14 protein-coding genes are annotated in these 16408 nt (G+C 39.4%); 4 read left to right on the plus strand and 10 right to left on the minus strand.

Translation table 11 applies throughout. The features are described from left to right. Positions 1 to 130 precede the first annotated feature (130 nt). The 4 genes from PN471_RS08610 (at position 131) to PN471_RS08625 (ending at position 3147) form a co-directional block, all read left to right on the plus strand. Positions 131 to 277 carry a hypothetical protein gene (locus PN471_RS08610; protein WP_271776488.1) on the plus strand — a complete coding sequence of 49 codons (147 nt, stop codon included), beginning with the start codon at positions 131 to 133 and terminating at the stop codon, positions 275 to 277. A gap of 493 nt (positions 278 to 770) precedes the next feature. Beyond that, positions 771 to 1484 (plus strand): response regulator transcription factor NblR, encoded by a 714-nt coding sequence (nblR, locus tag PN471_RS08615; protein WP_271776489.1) that lies wholly within the window; start codon positions 771 to 773, stop codon positions 1482 to 1484. Between the two features lie 248 nt (positions 1485 to 1732). Further along, positions 1733 to 2260, plus strand: coding sequence for a DUF192 domain-containing protein (locus PN471_RS08620; protein ID WP_271776490.1), 528 nt, complete (start codon positions 1733 to 1735; stop codon positions 2258 to 2260). Positions 2261 to 2919: 659 nt separating this feature from the next. Further along, positions 2920 to 3147 carry a DUF2949 domain-containing protein gene (locus tag PN471_RS08625; RefSeq protein WP_271776491.1) on the plus strand — a complete coding sequence of 76 codons (228 nt, stop codon included), beginning with the start codon at positions 2920 to 2922 and terminating at the stop codon, positions 3145 to 3147. Between the two features lie 85 nt (positions 3148 to 3232). Here the strand turns inward: PN471_RS08625 and PN471_RS08630 are convergent, their stop codons facing one another. The 10 genes from PN471_RS08630 to PN471_RS08675 form a co-directional block, all read right to left on the minus strand. After that, positions 3233 to 4384 carry a pyridoxal-phosphate-dependent aminotransferase family protein gene (locus tag PN471_RS08630; protein ID WP_271776492.1) on the minus strand — a complete coding sequence of 384 codons (1152 nt, stop codon included), beginning with the start codon at positions 4382 to 4384 and terminating at the stop codon, positions 3233 to 3235. Positions 4385 to 4551: 167 nt separating this feature from the next. Continuing rightward, positions 4552 to 4797: a DUF5340 domain-containing protein gene (locus PN471_RS08635; RefSeq protein WP_168467483.1), complete on the minus strand. Its 246-nt coding sequence runs from the start codon at positions 4795 to 4797 to the stop codon at positions 4552 to 4554. A 305-nt stretch (positions 4798 to 5102) separates the two neighbouring features. Beyond that, entirely contained in the window at positions 5103 to 5984 is an 882-nt protein-coding gene (gene trpC, locus PN471_RS08640) for an indole-3-glycerol phosphate synthase TrpC (protein ID WP_271776493.1), read from the minus strand. A 163-nt stretch (positions 5985 to 6147) separates the two neighbouring features. Continuing rightward, positions 6148 to 7578 (minus strand): dihydrolipoyl dehydrogenase, encoded by a 1431-nt coding sequence (gene lpdA, locus PN471_RS08645; RefSeq protein WP_271776494.1) that lies wholly within the window; start codon positions 7576 to 7578, stop codon positions 6148 to 6150. 39 nt (positions 7579 to 7617) lie between these two features. Then, positions 7618 to 8874, minus strand: a complete 1257-nt coding sequence (locus tag PN471_RS08650; protein ID WP_271776495.1) for an RNA-guided endonuclease InsQ/TnpB family protein — start codon at positions 8872 to 8874, stop codon at positions 7618 to 7620. 1103 nt (positions 8875 to 9977) lie between these two features. Then, on the minus strand, positions 9978 to 10850 hold the full coding sequence (locus PN471_RS08655; protein WP_271776496.1) for a hypothetical protein: 873 nt from the start codon (positions 10848 to 10850) through the stop codon (positions 9978 to 9980). Between the two features lie 94 nt (positions 10851 to 10944). Then, a complete protein-coding gene (locus tag PN471_RS08660) occupies positions 10945 to 11982 on the minus strand; it encodes a hypothetical protein (protein ID WP_271776497.1) in 1038 nt (345 codons plus the stop codon). A gap of 348 nt (positions 11983 to 12330) precedes the next feature. Then, positions 12331 to 13212, minus strand: coding sequence for a tRNA pseudouridine(55) synthase TruB (gene truB / locus PN471_RS08665; protein ID WP_271776498.1), 882 nt, complete (start codon positions 13210 to 13212; stop codon positions 12331 to 12333). Between the two features lie 78 nt (positions 13213 to 13290). Next, the gene (locus PN471_RS08670; protein WP_271776499.1) at positions 13291 to 15051 is read right to left on the minus strand and encodes an alpha/beta hydrolase; all 1761 of its coding nucleotides are present in this window, start codon (positions 15049 to 15051) and stop codon (positions 13291 to 13293) included. 250 nt (positions 15052 to 15301) lie between these two features. Continuing rightward, positions 15302 to 16219, minus strand: coding sequence for a DMT family transporter (locus tag PN471_RS08675; RefSeq protein WP_271776500.1), 918 nt, complete (start codon positions 16217 to 16219; stop codon positions 15302 to 15304). Positions 16220 to 16408 lie beyond the last annotated feature (189 nt).

Below are 16408 nucleotides of genomic sequence, written 5' to 3' on the forward strand. Positions count from 1 at the left end.
GTTAATCAAATTCATAACAAAATCAAATAACTATGTATCATAGTAATTAGTAGCGTAAATGTGCAATGCTTCCCTTCCTGTTTTTAAAGGATATCAGGTAAGCTACGCCCTGATTTACTCATAGCAGAATGTGGCAGCTTTGACGGGTAAACCTAGTTGGGTGATACTGATGTCTAAGGAAAAAAAAGGTAATAAAGAAGTTAAAAAGCCTAAGAAAGATCCCAAGGACAAAAAAGAGAAAGAAGACCCAAATAGATATGATGGTTTAGGTAAGTAATCAAGAGCAAATTCATAAAAGTTTCTGGTAGGGTATAATAAGGGTTTTAGGCTTTCAGCTTTTGACAGATTTAATGGGATTATCTGTATACATGGGTAATCCCATTTGATTTCCATACTTATCGGTTAAACTAAAAATATGATTTTACCTCACGCAGAGGCGCAGAGACGCAGAGAGTAAAAAGGCAAGAGGCAAAAGTGAAGAGGGTTTGGGTGAGTTTATCTTGATTTTATTCACTCAAATGGTAAAATTATGACGACCCGTCCAGGGCAAAAAGGTAGTTTGGCATTATTTTGAGTATAATAGCATTTAAGCAAAAATTATTATTGTTCTGATTGAGTTGTAGCAACTTGTATATAAGTACAACCGGAAAATTAGTAACTTGAGTTAGTATTGTTTGAAATATCAGTAACACGGTAATAGGTTATAAGTCAGGGGAGAGGGTTTTTTCTAATTACCAATCCAAATTTGTTTTCTTTTTAGCCCAACTGCTATGATAGCTACCCACAATCCCGCTGTTTTTGTTTTGGTGATTGAACCAGATGAAACTTTAGCTCATCAATTAGCTGGTGATTTGCAAGAAGCTGGCTATGATGCCATTGTGACTCACGATGCAGCCAATGGATTAAAATACTGTGGCGGTGCTTCCAGTAATCCAACCCATCGCCAACCTGCTTTAATTGTTGTAGACCGAATGCTTGTCGGTGAATCAGGACTATCTTTATGTAAAAATCTCAGAAATATTGGTAATCGTTCTCCTATACTAGTTTTGATGGCTAGAGACACCGTAGATGATCGCATAGCTTGTTTAGATGCTGGTGCTGATGATTACATCCTCAAGCCTTACCGTTCGGAAGATTTTTTAAAGCTGATTCGTCTCTATCTCAAACCAGATGTTGATACCACCGAACAATTACGCTTTGGTGATTTGATTTTGGATATAGGAACCCGCCGGGCTATTTACAACAGTAAGGTCATTGACTTGACCATGAAAGAATTTGAACTCTTAAAGTTCTTAATGGAACATCCCCGTGAAGTATTAACCCGTGAACAGATTTTAGAAAATGTTTGGGGTTACGACTTTATGGGTGAGTCCAATGTTATTGAAGTGTATATTCGTTACCTGCGACTCAAAATTGAAGAAGAAGGTCAAAAACGCCTAATTCAAACTATCCGCGGTGTAGGTTATGTACTCAGAGACTCCTAAAATCCATAAGATCAGAAATAATATCTAAATTTGTGGGCAATTTTGCAGAAATTAAGTAAGATAGTCAGAATCTAAATTGCAGTAAATAATTTAATGGGCAAGAGGCAAGAGGCAAGAGGCAAGAGGCAAAAGGCAAGAGGCAAGAGTAAAGATAGATTTCTCACCTACTCCCCTACTCCCCTACTCCCCTACTCCCCCACTCCCCCACTTCCCCACTTCCCCTACTTCCCCCACTCCCTATACGAGTTATGATTTCTTGGCTTAGTTTATGTTCAATATTACTTAGTATCCTGCTCATGGGCTGTTCATCACCAACCACAGCTAAATCTCCAGCCGTAACACCAGAATCATCAGCCCAAACATCAGTAAATGCTGGTCAAAATCTGCCAATTTCGGCTGAAGCTACTCTGCCTGGAAATATCAAAATTCAGTTAGAAGTAGCACGAACACAACAACAACAACAGATGGGTTTGATGTATAGAAAGACTTTACCAGATAACCGAGGAATGCTGTTTCTTTTTCCGAACGCACAACCAGTACAATTTTGGATGAAGAATGTACCCGTTGAGTTAGATATGGTATTTCTCCGGCAAGGTGTGGTTCAGTACATCCAAACATCTGCTCCTCCTTGTGACATAGAACCTTGCCCCACCTACGGTCCTAATGTTCTGATAGATCAAGTAATTGAACTTAGGTCAGAACGAGCCAAAGAACTAGGTTTAAAGAAAGGAGATCAGATCAAAATAGATTTCCTAGCTCCCGGTACTATTCGATAAACAGAATCAAGATTGACGATAGCTCTATGCACTTGAATAAGATACAAAATCTCTGGTAAAAGCCATACCACAAGAGACTTTTAACTTCTGACTTCTGACTTCTGCTATGGCAACAATTCTATGTAAAAATAGCATGAGTCTTTATGCTGAATTTTTATCTGGTACAAAATTATTTTTTTGAAAAAATACTACCAAACCTGGCATAAATAGTAGTCAAGAGGTTAATATTTATCAGTAGCCTGAATAACATCAGATTTTAGTTTTTCCAGTTAAGATCACGACTTTAAAATTAAGTAACGAAAATCTCTCTTTTGGCGCAAGTGTAAATAGTCGCCAATAGGTGAGTATAAACTATAAAATCTTTGTTACTTAAATCAAAACAAAAAACTAGAGGATGTTAATGGTGACACTAACATCATGGTTGAAGTATTACCTAAATATCATCCTGATGGGATACACAAGTCACTGTAGTAGAAATTGCTTCGTGATTTTAATTACCTTGACATAGTAGTAGATTCAGATAGATTAATGCTTTACAAAAGGGTTATTTAGAAAAATATATACTTTTTTTATACAACCTCAATTATCTAATCTACTTATAGCAAGGTGACACATAAAATACTGGCTATACAATACCCACAAAATTAGATAAACAACCTATGATCATCAATTCTACTCAAGTAAGTGAGATACAAATGACACCATCAAGATATTCTCGGCTAATTAATTTTCTCCAGGAAGATTTGGCAATTTCCGCTGCTTCCCTCGCTGTAGCATTACGTAACCGTGATCAAGATCCTGGTTCTTTAACTATGACTCTTTGGCAATATGGGTTAATTACGCTAGAACAGTTGGAACAAATTTATGATTGGCTAGAAACAGCGTAGGGAAGAGGCATGGGGGCAGGGAGTAGGGGCAGAATTTACCTATCACCTATTACCCATTACCTATTACCCGCTACGAGTCTAATAACTATTGGGCAAAAACTTTTGCTGCTGCTGCTATACCAGCACCGGGGGTGAAGTTGTCATGACCAACTTGTGGAAGGACAACTTCTAGGGAGGCGATACAGCTAAGAATGTCTCGATCGCTCACAAAACCTAAGTGACCTATGCGGAAAATTTTATTACTCAGATGGTCTTGTCCACCTGCTAAAGCAATATCAAACCGTTTTTTCATTAAAGAACGAATTTTATCGGTTTCGATGCCTGGAGTGGCTACAGCGGTAATGGCAGGACTGGCACATTCATCTGGGGCAAACAGTGATAAATTTAATGCTTTCATTGCTGCACGAGTAGCATTTTTTTGGCGTTCATGACGGGTAAAGATGGATTCTAATCCTTCTTTTTTCATCATGCCTAAGGTGGTATGTAGTGCCACTATTAGGTTGACGGGAGGGGTAAAGGGAGTGGTATTTTTAGCGGTGGCTTTACGGTATTTCCCTAAATCTAAATAATACTTAGGCAGTTTTGCTGTTTTGTAGGCTTCCCAGGCTTTAGGACTGACGGAGACAAATCCTAAACCGGGAGGAATCATGTAACCTTTTTGTGAACCAGAAGCAACTATGTCTAAACCCCAAGCATCTACAGGGACGTTGTAAGCCCCTAAACTGGTGACAGCATCAACAATAATTAAAGCCTCTCCATGTTCTTTAACGTGGCGGTTGACGGCTTCTAGATCATTAATGACACCAGTTGAGGTTTCGCTGTGGGTGATAATGACGGCTTTGATTTCTTTGTTGGTATCAGCTTGCAGTTTGGCTGCAAATTGGGCTGGGTCTAAGGGTTTTCCCCATTCTGCGGTGATTGCTTCTACATTTAAGCCAAAGGCTTGACCAACTTCTACCCAACGTTCACCGAATTTACCATTAGAAGCGACTAAAATGCGATCGCCTGGAGACAGAAAGTTAATGATTCCCGCTTCTACAGCCCCAGTCCCACTGACATTTAGCATCAATACATCACTGGTGGTTTGATGTAGCCATTTCAGGTTTTCTGTCACCTCTCCCATCATGCTACTAAATTCACCGCTGCGGTGACCAATGGGGTGTTTAGCTAATGCTAGTAAAGCCGCTTCTGGGACTGGGGTAGGACCAGGAATCATCAGCATCAATTTATTGTCCATGTTTGTGTCCTATTTGAAAATTTCAATACAATACAAATTAACCCCTCTAGGGGATAAAAACACAAAAAAACCTACTCAAATTTTTCGTAGGAATGCCAGTTTAAAACTGTATTAATCAGCCCCACTTTTGCAGGGCTGAGTTTTGTCTAAATGGAAATAGACATTGATCATGAGCAATCCACTTTATCACCAAAATGGTTAATAGACCAACGGTGATCAATGATCAGAGAGGACGATTGAAAACTTTCTTCTAGTCGCTTTTGTTGGGATGCAGCTTTTCGCAGGGTAATAATTAGTTGATTAACTTGATTGCGTAGGTCTTCGTTTTGACCTAGAGAAGTCATGGTTTGTCTTTCTAAAAGTTGAAGTATAAGTTCGTAATGGATAGGAGAAGGTAAAGGAATTGGCTCCATGTAGTTTATTATGAAGTTGAAACTTAGGGATGTTTAATTTTTAACTTATTTAAAGTTTTGTTAACCCCAAATTAATTCTTACACAAGAAATAAATAATTGCAGTTATTCAGGAAGAGATAGCCGGGAAAAATGAGAATTTTAGAGGAAGAAGCAACAGGTAACAGAAAAACTCATGTTTTTAAACATGAGATGGAAATACTGATTTTTGACTAAGCTTTAAAATCTGGAACTTTAGTTTTTTCTGTTCCCTGTTCCCTGTTCCCTTTTTCGTAACCCTTGTTTTATATGGAATTTAAGACTGTAATTAAGCAAAGAGATTGGCTATTGCTAATTGAGGATCTGGTTGTTTTACCAAGGATTCACCAATCAGTACAGCGGATGCACCTGCTTTTTTAACTATACTTAAATCCTCTGGGTGATGCAATCCTGATTCGCTGACTACAAGGATGTTTTTTGCTTGTAACTGTTCACCTCTAGCTGTGAGTAATTGACAAGTTGTTTGTAAATCAACAGAAAAATCTTCTAAATTGCGATTATTAATGCCAATTAAAGAAACACCATCTAAGGCTAAAACTCGATTTAGTTCTTCTAAACTATGCACTTCTATTAAAGTTGCCATTTTCAGCTTATGAGCAATTTTGATAAAGTATTGCAAATCTTGATCATTGAGGATGGCTGCTATTAATAAAACTGCGTCTGCTCCATGAATTCGCGCCCAATACATTTGGTAAGGATAGATAATAAAATCCTTGCACAGTAAAGGTAAATCTACTGCTGAACGAACTAAGGATAGATTTTCAAAACTACCTTGGAAAAATTTAACATCTGTGAGAACAGAAAGACAACTAGCTCCACCTTTTTGATAAGATTGAGCGATCGCTACTGGGTTAAAATCCTCCCTAAATACCCCTTTACTGGGAGAAGCTTTTTTGACTTCAGCAATTAAAGCCGGATGAGTTTTACCTAGACGTAAAGCAGCCACAAAATCACGAGTTGGTGGTGCAGATAGGGCTTTTTTTTGCAATTCCAGCAAAGGTAGCCTTTCTCGCATTTGCTCAACTTCTGTTTCTTTGAGCCAGACAATTTCTTCTAAAATATTATTTGGTGCAGCCCCTTCTATAGCAGATTTATATTGGACTATGGAAACATTAATAACTGGGCTAGGTGAACGACGACGGATTTGCATATTTTTTAAGGAGTTCAGAAGGTAGGGGCGCAGGGCCTGCGCCCTTTGTCAGGAGTCACCGAGTCAGGAGTCACCGAGTCAGGAGTTCAGAAAGAAGAATCAAGAAGAAAGAAAATTTTTCTCTTACCTATTACCTATCACCTGTAACTCCTTAATTCTTCTATTAACTAACCAATGCCCGTTTATAAGCTTCCTCTAGAACTTCTGAAAGCGTTGGATGAGCGTGAACTAGGTAAGCAAGAGTTTGGATAGATTGACGACTGGCAATAGCGGCGGCGGCTTCATGAATTAAATCTGAGGCGTGGGGACCAAAGATATGTACACCTAAAACCTCGCCAGTATCTTTGCGATAAATTACCTTCGTCATTCCATCAGTATCATTTTCCGCCAAAGCCTTGGAATTACCTTTAAAGTAACTCTTACTGGTGGCGACTTCAAAACCTTCAGTTAAACCCAAAGCATGGGCGGCTGTTTCAGTTAAGCCCACATAGCTAACTTCTGGATGGGTAAAAGCGGCGGCGGGAATACTGCGGTAGTCAACAGTTTTGTGACGACCCATGATATTTTCTACAGCAATAATACCTTGAGCCGATGCCGCATGAGCCAACATCATTTTGCCGGTAGCATCACCAATAGCCCAGAGATGGGGGACAACTTCCCCGTCTGACAATACCGCCATATTATCATTTACAGGAATAAAATTACGGCGATCAAGAGTGACTCCCACGGAATCTAACCCCAGATTTTGCGTAGCTGGAACACGACCGGTAGCGACCAAACAAGCATCAACTTCCAGAACTTCTAAATCTTCTTTAGTTTCAAAGTCAGCCAACTCAATGATTACTGGTGAACCAGGAATAATTTTTTTAGCGTAGATACCGACCTTGGTTTCAATATCACGGGGGTTAATTAAGACCCGTTCTGCCAGTTTAGCAATGTCCCGATCAAATCCTGGCATTAACTCACTGAGGGCTTCAATTAAGGTGATTTCACAACCTAAAGCCGAGTAAACATCAGAAAATTCTAAGCCAATGTAACCGCTACCAATAATCGCCACCCACTTGGGTAGAGTTTCTAATTTAACACCTTTATCACTAGTAAATACGGTTTTGCCGTCTACTTCAATTCCCGGAGGAACGAAGGGAACAGAACCAGGAGAAAGGATAATGTTTTGGGCTGTGATGGTTTTCTCACCTTTGTCTGTGGTAATAGTAACTTTTTGTGTACCAGACACCTTACCCCAACCCCGAATAATCTCAACTCCCAAGCGCTTGAGACTGTTGGTTAAGTCTCCTTGAATTTTGGCAACGAGATTGTTAGCATGATCAGCGATCGCTTGCCGTTCAAACTCCACATTGCCAATCTGTATTCCTAAAGACTTGAGATGATGGGCATTACGTAATTCCCTCACCTTTCCTGAAGCCGCGAGTAGTGCCTTAGAAGGAATACAACCCCTGTTTACACAAGTTCCTCCCATATCTCCAGCTTCAATAATCGCCGTTTTTTGACCGCAACTGATAGCGTGTAAAGCAGCACCATGTCCGCCCACACCAGCGCCGATAATCACTAAATCGTAATCAAATCCAGGACTCACTTTTATTTCCCCGTTATCTTCGCCTATTATCAACGTGAACTACCCACACTGACTTGGAGTACCAAGTACAGTGCTGGCTTCTGTACTCACGGGGGAGTGCCGCAACTTAGACTTTCGCCCCAGTTTTGGTCTTATCCCCCCTCCTACAGCAGAGACGGCTGAACCTTCCGCCTTGATGATTCTGATACCCTCTGCCCTAATATTTATCGCTGCATTGCCATCACGATCATGATGAATACCACAATGAGGACAAGTCCATTCACGGACATCTAGTGGCATATCACCAATTTGATAGAAACAATTAGAACAGAGTTTAGAACTAGGAAACCATCTATCAATCTCCACTAATTTCCCACCTTTGCGTTCTAGCTTATAGGCTAAAAAATTGGTGAATGTTCCCCATCCTGCATCAGATATTGATTTTGCCAAATTGTGATTACGAACCATGCCCAAGACATGAAGATCCTCTACTATGACAGCTTGGCTATCGCTGACCAACTTATAACTAAGTTTATGTAGAAAATCTTGCCGCGAATTGCTAACTCGTTCGTACACCTTGGCAACAACTTTTCTATATCTATTTCTTGATTTACTTCCCTTTTGTTTACGTGCTAATTTTTTCTGTTTGCGTTTAAGGTTTTTTTCGTGCTTGGCAAGGTGTTTAGGGTTATCGTATTTAGAAACCTTGTCACCATCAGTGACAACAGCAAAATGTTTTAATCCTAAATCAACACCGTAAATCTTTCCTTCGGAAATAGTTGGATTTTCGCTTGTGTTTAGCGGAGTCAAAACACGTTCTACTTCAGTCAGGATAGATGCAAAATATTTACCTGATGGTGTTTTACTAATAGCGACAGTCTTAATTTTTCCCTCAATCGGTCTATGTATCTTAGCTTTGACTATCCCAATATTACCTGGAAGCTTGACATTGCCATTTACAATTTTGACATTTTGAGGATATTGAATAGACTGTTTTCCATGTTTAGATTTGAACTTAGGAAACCCCGCACGTTTATCAAAAAAGTTTTTATACGCTGTAGTTAGATTTAGTGTTGTAGCCTGTAAAACTTGACTGTAACAATCACCTAGCCAAATAGTATCTTCTGCTTTTTTGAGAATAGGAAGAAATGCGTTGAGTGCAGCACGGCTAAGTCCTTTACCCGTCTCTTTGTAAGTCTCAATTGACTTATTTAGAGCATAATTCCACCACCATCTAGCGCATCCAAATGTTTGAGCTAGTTGTGTTTCTTGTTCTTTTGATGGGTATATACGAACTTGAACAGCCTTGTGCATCAATCAAATCACCTTCTTGATACATCCATTTTAGCATGATATATTATTTTTGGTAAAGGTATTATACTTGACACTCCCCGGTCTAAAGACACGGGGATTCTTGGTTCAACGAGACCACTTAAACTAGTACAACACGGCATAAATAAATAAACCAACCATTCTAAATCGTTAAAAAGCCTATAGCTCAGAGGTGGGACTCTCCCCAAGCGTTAACTTTCGGTCTGCCCGACCGTAGTTGCATGACTGCAAGTCCTGTTGAGGATGAAACTTTTCTGTTTCAAAAATTCTGATTCGTCTAGTCCTATAAATCTTTTACCTACTGCTAGGAGGGAACTAGAACAATGCAGTAGAACCGCATAGATTTAATTGCCAAGGTACAGATTACCGTTAGGCAGTGAAGTTTTTAGACAGGTTGATTACCTTTCCTGTGATCATTAGGATAACACAAGTCACTGGAGGAAGACAGCCTCTAGTTGGCTTTCATCCCTTGCCTAAAGAAAGGACAGTTAAGTTTTTCCGCCACGCTCCAAAACTTGCCCTCAAGGGTTTTTAGCCTATTTTCTTATAATATTGGAAAACCCTCAAATGTTCTTTGCTCTTACTCGGCTATGCCTCGTATTGATTGAGAACGATTTCGGTTTTTCCCGCCACTGATTCGGAGTACCAAATTCAGTGGGGGACTTACGCCATAGTAGTTAACTTTTTTGTGTAACTTTCTCAAATTAACAAAAAATAACGGAGAAGCTCTTGTGTCTCCCCGTTATTTTTTGTGAGTGTTTAATTAGAGTAAGCCACAAAATAAATGATCCTGTTTTGTCATGCTGAGTGCAGCGTTCGCGGAGCGTGGCGTTAGCCATAGCGAAACATCTCAAGAGATTCTTCACTACACTTCGTTTCGTAATGCCTCTGGCACGCTGCGCTAACAGAATGACATTGGGCATTTCTTTTTGTGGAGTTCTCTTAATTATGTTTGAGACTAGTAGTTCGTCAAATTTATTTTGACGGGTAATGATCGGAAAAAAACTTCTGTTCTTCCCTCCCCTACCCCCGGTGCCTCTCTTCTCCCTCTGCTTGCCTTCACCCGTCATTTTCGGGTTGACAGACTACTAGTTGACCGCTGCTCTCAATTCTTTTAGCACCTTACCAATTGCCACAAAATCTTCGCTTTGTGAAAGCTGTTGCAAAGTCACCGGACTGCTTTCTTGGATAATTTGGTTGTAAATAGTAATAGCATTATGCAAATCGTTGATATCCACATCTACACTTGCTAAAGTAGCATCAGCCGATTGGGCAATAATTGGGCTAAATTTTAAAGCTTTAGTGCTGGCCACTAAATATTTTTTTGGTAACTGAACTGAACTGGAACTTTGTGTAGTAGGAGAGGAAGCAGGGGTGGTGATTTTAATTAAGGTGAATATAAATCGTCCTGCCAATGCCGGACTAACACCAGCCTGCCTTAATATCTCCGTAAATCTATTCGATTCACCCCGTCTGATTGCTTCCGGCTGCCTGAAAGCTACAAGAACTTTACTATTTTCCTTAGTGAATATATTGATGGCTACACGATTGAGTTTGTCTTGACGCTCTGCTGTAATCCTAAGTGAATTTCCTCGTGATGTGCGGACAATGGTAACAGGACTGCCACTTTGACCTCCGGCATTCCCCACACTAGGACTTGTATTACCAGAGCCTGTAGTGCCACCACCACTCATGCTCCCACCAGTCCCCACACTAGGACTCGTATTATCATCGGGATTGGAATTAGTATTACCATTGGAACCAGTAGTGCCACCACCACTTATGCCCCCGCCAGTTCCCACACTAGGACTCGTATTAATTGGTCCAATGTTTCCACCACCACTCATACCACCTGCTGTACCCAGACTAGGCGAAGTTTGGGATTGGCTTGGTTGCTGCCAATTGATTGCCAGTAGGGGAGTGAGAGTGAGAGCCAGAATAAAAGTTCTGATTTTTAACATGGTGATTTTATCAGGATTGAAGTGTTTATTTAGGGTTGGCTGAATAAAGGTAGAAACAATAACAGATAAGGTGTTCAGACTTTTTCAACCAAATCTATTTGGGTAAGAAATTGAAACCATAGCCTATGCTGAGAACAAATACCGTACCGCCCAAGCTAGTATCTGTGAGATCTGCACCTACAGCATTAATTGTCAAGGGAATAGTAGATATAGGGACGAAAGAAGCTCCAACGTTGAAACCAACTCCACTCCAGCCCATACCCACACCGATTTGGGGATGAACTTGTACCCCAACTCCAGCAAATACACCCGTACTTGCATCACCTGTGCGGAAATCGCCACCGCCGGCTCCTACGGAAAAGGAGATGGGCATTTTATTAACAGTATCGTTAGGCTTTAACAGGGAGTAACTTGTAACTACACCATAGGCACTGGAAGGTCTAACTGATTCCCCTTTAACGTGCTGTGCAAAAGACTTCCAGCCAGCAGCCGCAGCTATTTGAGTGTTGCCTTGAGCATAGACAATGCGGTTAGCTTTGAGGTCAAAAGTTCCGTTGTAGCCAAAATTTTTGATACTACCAATGTTGTAGCCAAGTTCTAGACCGATTAGTTTTCGGGCATCTCCTAAGCCAAAACCCATACTGATACTCCCGTCTGGTTGAGTTCTAGCTTTACCAGTGGTTGCTGCGGATGCTCCGAAAAACACATCACCCCAGGTAGCTCCAAAGGCGCTTGGTGTAGCAAAGGTAAGTGAAGGAGAGTAGGTACGTTTGAGTGGAATTACTTTGACCAGAGGGTCAACCAGTAAATATTGGCGTAATTTATCAGTATCAACTTGACCTTTATCATTTGGTACTGAAGTATCTGTTTGAGCAGTGATCCATGATTGTTTTTGATCAAGTAGAGGTTCAATCTTCCGCCCTGACTCTACGTTTTTCGCTAAGACATCTTGGAGATCCGGCAAGTTAGTCTTTAATTGAGCTTGATTAGTTATTAATTCTTTACTGCTATGGGTTTTAGGAGTTATTTCATTTGTTGCAGAAGCAGGGGTAACTGAAAGAGCGGTGATAGCCCATATATAGCTTAATAAAGTTGTACCTATGAACTTTAGCAAATTTGGGCGTAACAACATACATAAAAATTTTGCCTTTGTCAAAATTCTACTCCTCACAACGGTTATATGCGCCCGAATGTATATTAGAGTAATTCCCGAAAAACAGTAATGTACAGGATAAATTATGCTATTTTTATGAATTTTCTGTGAATTTATCAGGAGAATTATGAACTTATCAGGAGAATGTCAAAACCTTTTCAGGTTAAGTAGGTTGGCGTTGAAAATTGTCGTTGGGGTAAGGGAACAGGGAACAGGGAACAGGGAACAGGAAGAGAGTTTTGAGTGATTTTACTTTTCTTCACATACCTTTAAATTTTTCTGTTCACCTACTTACGCCACGCTACGCTATCAGCAAACCCTAATTATTTAATTGGGATATTCAAAAAACACCATTTGAGGGACTAATAAATCATTTTCTAACTTCCCGATTCCTAAAAAATTGGTTTCTGTTTCATAAACTCGTACAAAGTTGTCAATAGCCAGATTGAGGGGAATTTTTTGACCTTGACACCATTTTTTAGCTGATTCTGGGGCTAAAATTACGGCTTTGAGATATTGTAATGGTGTGTCTGCGGATATAGGTTGAAATGTGCTGTTTTCGATTTGGGTAGCTAAGTCTGTGAAGTTGAGACTGGTTTGAAGCTGGAAACTGCTGCTTTGTGTGCGAATTAGAGCAGATAGAGTGCCACCTGTGTTGAGTATTGTACCTAAATCACGAGCGATCGCCCGAATATATGTTCCTGTCCCACAAGATATAGCTATATCTAATTCGGGAAAATCTCCGTCTCGCCAGTCTAACACCTGAAGAAGGGAAACTTCGACTGTTCGCACCGGAACTTCGACTATTTCTCCTTTTCGCGCTAAATCATAGAGGCGTTTACCATCAACTTGAATGGCGCTGTAACTGGGGGGGATTTGCTGAATTTTACCGATAAACTGGGAAAGGGAGGTTTTGATATGTTCTAAATCTAATCCTGGACAGGGTGTAGAAGTAATAATTTCCCCTTCCAAATCATCTGTAGTCGTTTGTATTCCTAGCCGAATAGTAGCTTGATAAGCCTTTTCTCCCGGTAAATATTGTAATAATCTGGTGGCTTTACCCAAGGCTATCGGTAATACTCCAGTAGCTTTAGGATCTAAAGTCCCTGCGTGTCCGACTCGTTTCATCTTCAGCAGTTTTCGGACTTTGGCTATGCAGTCATGAGAAGTCCAGTCAAGTGGTTTGTGTAAATTGAGAAAGCCTTGCACAAATTTAGATTTTAGGGTTGAGATTTTTGTATTTTCACACAAATAAGAGATCCCCGACTTCTTCAAGAAGTCGGGGATCTAAATTAAATGTAATAGAGAAACACCGATACCCAGCACCCAAAATCCAAAACGGACTATGGTATGAGAAAGTTTTTTGCTACCGGGATTGGTTTCTTGGAGATTATCACCTAAAACTGGGGCTAATTTGAGATGATCTAGGGACTGGACAAGATTTAAACCGAGAGACTGACTAGAAATACTTTGAGCATAGGCGGCGTTAAGATAGGACAGATATTCTGGTTTTTCAGCTACATAAGTTTGGAAAAAAGGTAAACTCAAAGCATTGATGTAATAATAGGCTTGGGAAGCATCACCTACCATATTCGTTGGTAGTGCTATTTGGTTACTACCAGGATTACTATTACCAATGGTAGAAAAATGAGTACCACCAAGTAGCATGACTAAGTATTTTTCGGGATGAATAATCCAGGAAAAAGGGACAATTTGCTCATATAAAGTTGGGGCAACAGTGTCTTCACTACTACCAACAATCATAACTGGGGTATGAATTTGGCTTAACCCGGCTTGTCCGAAAATAGAACTGGTGATAGGATTAACAGCGATCGCGGCCTTGATTCTGGTATCTTGTAAATTATACTCTTGTCCTGATTGATTGGGCAATTCTAAAGCCCGACATTGCAACAACAAAGACATATTCCAAGTATTTCGCAATTTATCAGGATGACAGTCTGCTTGTAGTTGGGAAAAGTTAATTTTTGCCCCCGCTAAAGCTAAGGCAGTATAACCTCCTAAAGACTGACCAAATACTCCCACTTGTTGTAAGTTCAGCCGCTGTTGAAATCGTGAATCTGACTCTAATTGATCTAAAATATACTTAATATCTAAAGGTCTATCTTTAAATTCATTGGGGTGTGTAACTTGATTGCTATTACCATTAATTAAAGATTTTAACGGTTTCCCCTGACTACTAGGATGATTGGGAATCACCACAGCAAACCCATGTTTAACTAAATGATTTGCTAAATAACGAAAGTTACTACTATCCAAACCTAACCCATGAGAAATTACAATTACAGGTACGGGATTTTGGGTATTAGGAATATATATATCTGTGGTTAAATGCCGATTACGGATTGCATCAAAAAACTTTATTGTTTGTTTCTGGGTTGATAAATTTCCTGGATTTGACAATTTTGGCAGTTGAGAAAAATGAGGATCAAAAATTTGATCAGCTTCTAATTTTGATGCTTGAATTAATGCGGAAATAGTTGTTTCCGTGTCGTTGATCATTTTCCCTAACTCACCAGCAACTTTTAAGCCAGAAGCCACATCAATATTAATATGATCTTGAGGATATTTCCGTAATAAATTTAATAAATTTAATCCCCCTGGTTCAGCAGCAGCCGCAATTAAAGCTGTACGCAATGACCAAGCCGTAAATTTTGAATAATCAGATTTAGATTTAATTAATTCTGCTAATCTTTGTAAAATGAATTTCCCTTGTTGGGTGTCAAGAAATTGGGCAGTTACAGCCGAACTAATTTTCAGTGGTTGAACTAAAATTTTCCTTAATTCTTGCAGTTTATTGGCAGGAATATATTGATAATATCCTGCTAAATCTGCATTAATTATCCCATATTTGGCATAGCTTTCTAAGGCAGTAATAGGGATAGAAATTTCCAGTGCTGAATAGAAAGCATGAATTTGTTCTGCTGCCATAACCGGGTTACTTATCCCAAATGTTGGCAGCAATATGGACAAAATCAGTGTTAGAGAATTTTTTTTGAGGGTGCTGACCCAATTACCAAACATATTCATCGCTTAACTTTTGTGGTGATGTTGTTGAGCGAGGCTCAAATTTTGGTAGTGATTCAAACACCCTGGCAAACTATTCTCAATACTGCCTATCATAGACTACGCAAATAAAATTTCAGACAGATTGCAATTAGTTTGCTTTTAATTACTAAGACCTATTTTAAGAAGATAATAAATACATGAATTATCTACATCAGTATTTATTATGTACTTTTCCTGATTAATAAAATCTAAATAATGCTAATAAATCCTATTAATTAGGTTTGCATAATGCAATAGATATAGAACCAATGACTACAAAGAATGCCCCAATAACACCTACTGAAGAAATATTTTCTGGAGAGATAATATTAGGAGTAATTACTGACATCAGCCAACCGGAAATTAAAGTAATAATCGGAGCTAAAGCTAATATAGCACCCACCCTTGAGGCTTGCAAATGTACTAAAGATTCAGCAAAAGCACCATAGGCAATGAAGGTATTTAAAGCACAAAATAGCAAAGTTGAAAAATAGAAAATATCAAGAGTAAAAATTGTATTGATTTTTGCCAATGGCGTGAATAATAAAGCACAACCACCGTAAATAATCAACATGATTTTTGCTGAAGATAACGATTGTAATAACTGTTTTTGTGATAAGGCATAGATAGCCCATGCTATTGCCCCGAAAACAATCAAGCCGCTACCTAGTAAATATTCACCTTTGGCTGTGATTAGATTAGCTAATTGAGCATGAAAAAATAGTGCAAAACCTAAAGTTAGTACAGCTACACCTAACCATTGATACAATGTATAACGTTCCTGAAAAATGACTAATCCACCGAAACTTAATAACACACTAGATAATTGAATGATCACCTCAGCATTAGCTGGGGCGGTCAATGCTAAACCTTGCATAAACAGAAAATAGTTAGCAGCTAAAAATATAGTAGCAACTACTAATAATTGCCAAGAAGTAGCACGTAATTGTTCTAAGGTTGGTAATTGTTGCTGAAACGACAAATAAATTGCCAGTAAAAGCAAGGAAGTTAAAAAGCGAAACCAAATAACGGTGTAGACATCTAGCTCTTGTAGTGTTACCGTCAAAGCTAGAGGTAAAACTCCCCATAAAAAGACAGTTACCAGTGATAAACTTAGACCCAAATACCAACGACCAGAACTTTGATGCATGATTTATAATCACTAAAGGAGACAAATCATTTTTACATAATAATCAAGTACCAAGAATATTAATTACTTCTGGCTATTGGCTATTAGTCCGGGTAATATTAATTTTAGCCATACTTCTCGCAGAGACAGGTGACAGGGAACAAGGAACAGGGAACAGGGAACAGGGAACAGGGAACAGGGAACAGGGAA

The sequence above is a fragment of the Aphanizomenon sp. CS-733/32 genome, from assembly GCF_028330045.1.
Classification (GTDB): Bacteria; Cyanobacteriota; Cyanobacteriia; order Cyanobacteriales; family Nostocaceae; genus Dolichospermum; species Dolichospermum gracile.

Excerpts from the sequence above, each read along its gene's own strand:
- trpC (WP_271776493.1), bottom strand. The coding sequence starts at position 5,984 with ATGCAAATCCGTCGTCGTTCACCTAGCCCAGTTATTAATGTTTCCATA.
- nblR (WP_271776489.1), top strand. The coding sequence starts at position 771 with ATGATAGCTACCCACAATCCCGCTGTTTTTGTTTTGGTGATTGAACCA.
- PN471_RS08660 (WP_271776497.1), bottom strand. The coding sequence starts at position 11,982 with ATGTTGTTACGCCCAAATTTGCTAAAGTTCATAGGTACAACTTTATTA.
- PN471_RS08675 (WP_271776500.1), bottom strand. The coding sequence starts at position 16,219 with ATGCATCAAAGTTCTGGTCGTTGGTATTTGGGTCTAAGTTTATCACTG.
- PN471_RS08635 (WP_168467483.1), bottom strand. The coding sequence starts at position 4,797 with ATGGAGCCAATTCCTTTACCTTCTCCTATCCATTACGAACTTATACTT.
- PN471_RS08625 (WP_271776491.1), top strand. The coding sequence starts at position 2,920 with ATGATCATCAATTCTACTCAAGTAAGTGAGATACAAATGACACCATCA.
- PN471_RS08630 (WP_271776492.1), bottom strand. The coding sequence starts at position 4,384 with ATGGACAATAAATTGATGCTGATGATTCCTGGTCCTACCCCAGTCCCA.
- PN471_RS08655 (WP_271776496.1), bottom strand. The coding sequence starts at position 10,850 with ATGTTAAAAATCAGAACTTTTATTCTGGCTCTCACTCTCACTCCCCTA.
- PN471_RS08670 (WP_271776499.1), bottom strand. The coding sequence starts at position 15,051 with ATGAATATGTTTGGTAATTGGGTCAGCACCCTCAAAAAAAATTCTCTA.
- PN471_RS08620 (WP_271776490.1), top strand. The coding sequence starts at position 1,733 with ATGATTTCTTGGCTTAGTTTATGTTCAATATTACTTAGTATCCTGCTC.